General features: G+C 34.3%; 6 protein-coding genes. All 6 read right to left on the reverse strand.

From position 1 onward, the window contains the following. Positions 1 to 725: pre-toxin TG domain-containing protein (locus tag AN161_RS15970; protein ID WP_053595342.1), on the reverse strand; the 725-nt coding region annotated here is incomplete at its 3' end. Further along, complete coding sequence (locus AN161_RS30645; protein WP_241774581.1) at positions 725 to 1,021, reverse strand: hypothetical protein; 297 nt, start codon at positions 1,019 to 1,021, stop codon at positions 725 to 727. The genes AN161_RS15970 and AN161_RS30645, both read right to left, overlap by 1 nt. 399 nt (positions 1,022 to 1,420) lie before the next feature. Continuing rightward, positions 1,421 to 1,888, reverse strand: coding sequence for a hypothetical protein (locus AN161_RS15980; protein ID WP_053595343.1), 468 nt, complete (start codon positions 1,886 to 1,888; stop codon positions 1,421 to 1,423). Between the two features lie 651 nt (positions 1,889 to 2,539). Next, positions 2,540 to 3,037 carry a hypothetical protein gene (locus AN161_RS15985; RefSeq protein WP_053595344.1) on the reverse strand — a complete coding sequence of 166 codons (498 nt, stop codon included), beginning with the start codon at positions 3,035 to 3,037 and terminating at the stop codon, positions 2,540 to 2,542. Between the two features lie 689 nt (positions 3,038 to 3,726). Continuing rightward, positions 3,727 to 4,185 carry a hypothetical protein gene (locus AN161_RS15990; RefSeq protein ID WP_241774582.1) on the reverse strand — a complete coding sequence of 153 codons (459 nt, stop codon included), beginning with the start codon at positions 4,183 to 4,185 and terminating at the stop codon, positions 3,727 to 3,729. A 12-nt stretch (positions 4,186 to 4,197) separates the two neighbouring features. Continuing rightward, on the reverse strand, positions 4,198 to 4,609 hold a 412-nt coding region (locus tag AN161_RS15995; protein WP_241774583.1), incomplete at its 5' end, for a polymorphic toxin type 24 domain-containing protein.

Here is a 4,609-nt window from a genome sequence, read left to right on the forward strand (position 1 = left end):
GCAGCTTCAGCTCGTTCTTTCCATGTTGAGTCAGGACTTAACATTGTTTCAATATCTTCGAAAAAGAAATTAAATGTAGATTTTAATAGTTTCTTTTCATGATTTCTTTGTTCTTCTATAAATTTGTCTATTATTTCACGTTCTTTTTCTTTTTTAGTTTTACCTTTATTCTGAGGCATAGGACAGGATTTTTCTAAATTTATATACTTTGATCCACCTTTTGGAATTACCACTTTCTGTCCAGTAATCATATCTTTTCCAGTGGTCATTTCATATAGAGTCTTAATATTTCCGAAAACAGGAATGTAATTTAACCCCATAGAAACTAGTTTAAGATTTTGAGCTTTTTCATTCTTTTTGACTTGTTTGACAGCAGCTTTGGCCGCATTGCTGGCCTTTTTAGTTGCTTGCTTAACAGTTGCTTTTTTCACTGTAAGTACTGCTTTTTTCGCAGCCCGTTTAAACTTCCTGGCCAATTTTCTCCTGGATAGCCTATTTCTAAGCTTCCTGGCCTTTGTAAAAAGCTTACCTCTCTTTTTCTTACGCTTCTTCTTAAGCTTTTTCAAGAGGTTCTTTAATTTTAATTTATTTTTCGACTTTTTGATTTGCTTTTTAATGGCCTTTCCTGCTGCTTTTTTTGCACTCTTCACAGCAGGGATACTACCAAGGAGGCTGCTTATCGCTCCAAAAAAACCTATATTCTTACCTTTCCCCTTCTTCGCCATTAAGCACCACCCCCACCAAGAGGGATCATGCCCATGACGTCTAGGGCAGATTCAAGGTCAGCTCCGTCTTCTGATGCATCAGACACGGATACAGGTGCTTTGTTCGAGCCTTCCATTGTCACAATCTGTCCCTGTATATCGGTAATTCCGTCGAGAACGAGACTGCTGGAGCCACATGTCAAGTGCATAGATTCTGTTGCGTTCATCGAAATGCTTTTACCTGCAAAGGTGATATCATTGGCTTTTAGTGTAAGTGATTGCTTACTATGTACTTCTACCCCGCTTCCCTGATCCAACTTTAGGAAAACGGAGCCTTCCTGTGCAGTAAATGTGACAGCTTGTGGGTCTAGCTTGATGTCCTTGCCTTTTGGTGTGCCCCAGTAGGACGTTTTGGGATCGGCTGTTTTTGGGTTGGAGTCGCCGCCCTTTCGTACACTATGGCGGACAACGGCAACTTCCTCCCGATGTGTCGGGAAGGCAAGATGAACGTTATCGCCTTTCTCTCGTGTGCAAATATAAATCTAATAGTAAGTACGTGTTCATTTTATTTAAATGTCACTGCAACCAATCTCGTACGTCGCCTTACCATCAGTTTTTGATTTAAAAAGGGACATTCTTAACACAACATTAATAAAACATAAAAAACCTTGAAAGACAAAAAGCCATTCAAGGTTAATAAATCCTTTATTCTCAAATTAATTTTTCCTAAAATGATTTAATATTGTTTTTTTCACTTCAATATTATTCCCGTAAATCTCAAAAAATGAATAATCAAAAGTACGAATTTCTATTTCTGCAAATAGATGTTGTAATCCCTCACTTTCTTCAGTTTCAGGTAAATGATTGAAATTCCAATTAATCTTTTTACCTTTTTGAATAGCAATGAATACCCCTGACTCAAATTGTATTATCGTTTTCACTTTATCTATTAATTCATCTGTTGAAAGTACAATACAAAGTTCCTTTGGATTCTTAGGAAACAACTCGTGAAGAGATGTCTTACTAGTACCTAATACATCAAAAATATACCAATCATGACTTTCGGTATAATCCTTAAGAGATATTAAAATTTCAGCTAATTGCCAACCTAAGCAAGAAAGCTCTTCATTAAAAAACTTATTACCACGTACCTTTAGCATAAAAGCTGGTTCTTTTAAATTCATAATTTTACTCCCCAATGACTTATTCTTTAAAGCTCCATGATCCATCCTTAAAAATAGCTTCGTGTGAATGTGGGTTTACATGGTCCCCTCTACCATGGTCTGTACAGTCTGTCCGTTGAATCGGCATCCCATTTTTTCCCCACTCAAGTGTTTGAATATACTCCTTTTTTAATCCCAATTTGAGTGTGTGGATTCATAGAGTCAGGTTTATGAGAAGTACCATTAACCAATTTCCCATCTTTATTTCTTGGTAACCCTAATTTGTTCCCATTGGTATCCTTAGGCACATACATAGGATTTTCCGTACCCTATGTTGTAATCTTAAAATCCGCTAATAAAAAACAATCTATCTTAAACTTTATTAAACTACTTCTTCCTCTTTTATTATCGGTAATTTATAGGGTATATTAGTATATTTTATTTCTTCGGTTCAAGGAAAAACCTTGAAAAGCATAGTGAACTCCTCAAGGTTTTAAAAATAATTTACTGGAATGTCAACACTAAATTGAACATTTTATAAGGATTGCGATTCATTTTGAGATATTTCTGTTTCAAAGTGTCTATCTTATAAGATACAGTTTAAATAAGTTGCCCATTTTTTAATGTCCTTTACAAAGGGTACACTGGTATGTGCCTCTATAGGTTTAAGTTTTATCTCAAAATTTGTTCAATAGCACTTTCTAAATCAATTGCTTCCTGACCAATCACCAGTAAGCAACTATCTTCATCGGATGCAGGCTCAAAACCGATTCTTATTTTTGGAATATCATATTTGTCTTTTAGAACTAAAAGAGATTCTACTATTTTCTTAGATTTCAACTTTATTTCAGTTCTCGCACCTACTAATAACTCTCTTTCTGAAAAATTAAAAGTAATATCCCCTGTATCTTTATCAAAGGAAAATATTATCATAACATTATTTAAGCTACATCCTATTTCTATTTGGTTCAGAAATACATTTCCCGTCCCTAACGGAGTGAGTATTTCTTGGTAACTTTTAATTTGATGAAATTCAATATTATCTCCACTATTCTTATCAAAGAAATGAGATGACTTTACTTCTGGTGAACTAATCAAAAGTTCTTCAAACACTAGTTTATTTAACTCATCTTTTCGGAAGTCTTCTAGAATAATTTCAAGATTTTCCAAACTATCTACTCCTTTTTTATTCGTCAATAAAGCCCTTAAATGTTCCGTCTTGATTAAGTCTTACTCCACGACCATCAGGCTACTACGTAGTGCTGAAAGTAATTGTCCAAGGGTCTACTCATCCCTGACTATTCAACTCTAATTCATAGTAATGCTCTGGCCTTGTCTCAATTCTTAGGGTATGTAAGTGACCTTCTGTTTCTCTAAAGTTTTTAAAATACATATGAATGTATACATCGTCACTTTTGCGCATGTGCAGTTCATAGCTATATGTTCCAATTGCAATTTAGGGATATCTTTAACTGTATACAATTAAAAACTATTTATATCTTTGTTTATCACCACGAGCTTTGTCATTTTCGTTAGTTTGTTAGTTATTCCATTTTAAACTATCCTTGCCATTTAAAGTGTCTCTCGCTTAATTCTCGTTCTTTTCTCCGTATCCCCGTATTAAAATAACTTAATGCTACAACATTCATGAGCTCTCGATTCTCAAAACACATCTTTTTTCTCACTTTGTCCCACTATCTTTTACGCCCATAAATGTCATCTTAGTATCTTTTCTAACAGTAAGCATTTTCATGTGTCATAACTGACCATCATTAATTAAATATACATCCCATCAGTTTTTCGTATAAGTAAAAAACCTTGAAAGGCATATAGCCAGTCAAGGTAATCAAATTTTTTACTCATCTTTCATATACAGTAATGAATAATTCTCCGTCCTCCTCCTCGAACACACTTACTACTATCTCCCGATCTGGGAATCTGTTCTTAAAGCTAAGTGACCAAAATATTTTAAGAACCTCTCCTAAAGCCTGTATTTGCTCCTCTAAGTTCTCATCCTCATCAACATTAATATGAAAAAAATCTCTAACTTGATATAAGTTCATCATTTTTTCTATATTAACTTTATTTTTTTGACATTCCTCCTTCCACATTTCGAAATATTTTTCTGAAAACTTATCTTTTAATAAAAAACATCCTTCGACTTCAATAACATCCGGATAAAAAAATTTCGCAAACCCAAGTGCTGTTTTTATATCTGATTTCATATTTACATAGCTCCACCATGTAAATTTCCCTTCATTAACATCTTTAAACTCCATAAATTCGCTATTTATTTCATCATTGAACAAGAATATCACATCCTAATCTTTTTATGGAATATTTTTAGGTATTTCAGACGAGTCAGCTGGTCGAACCTCATAACCATTTTGAAACTTCTCCCCTGTTTTAGGGTTAGTATTGTATTTAGGCTCTTTTACATTTGGTCTAGGAATATCTCCATGTTCTTTTCCTGTTACACGAACCTCTTTAACAATTTTACCGTCGGAACCGTAAGTAGTATATTTAGTTATATTACCGTCCTTATCTCTCACTACTTCTGTGGAATTAGGCGTACCATACTCCTTAGGTTTATTTCTATTTTTTTTGTCCTTTGAAGTATTAGTTTTATCCGTACCCTTAGGAATATCACCCTTAGTTGATGCCGCATTTTTCGATGATTTAGCAGCTGCTTCGGTTGCATTCGTCGCGTTTTTGCTGTTGGAGAAGAGATTTAATGTAGCC

This window comes from Lysinibacillus sp. FJAT-14222, assembly GCF_001278875.1.
GTDB lineage: Bacteria > Bacillota > Bacilli > Bacillales_A > Planococcaceae > Lysinibacillus > Lysinibacillus agricola.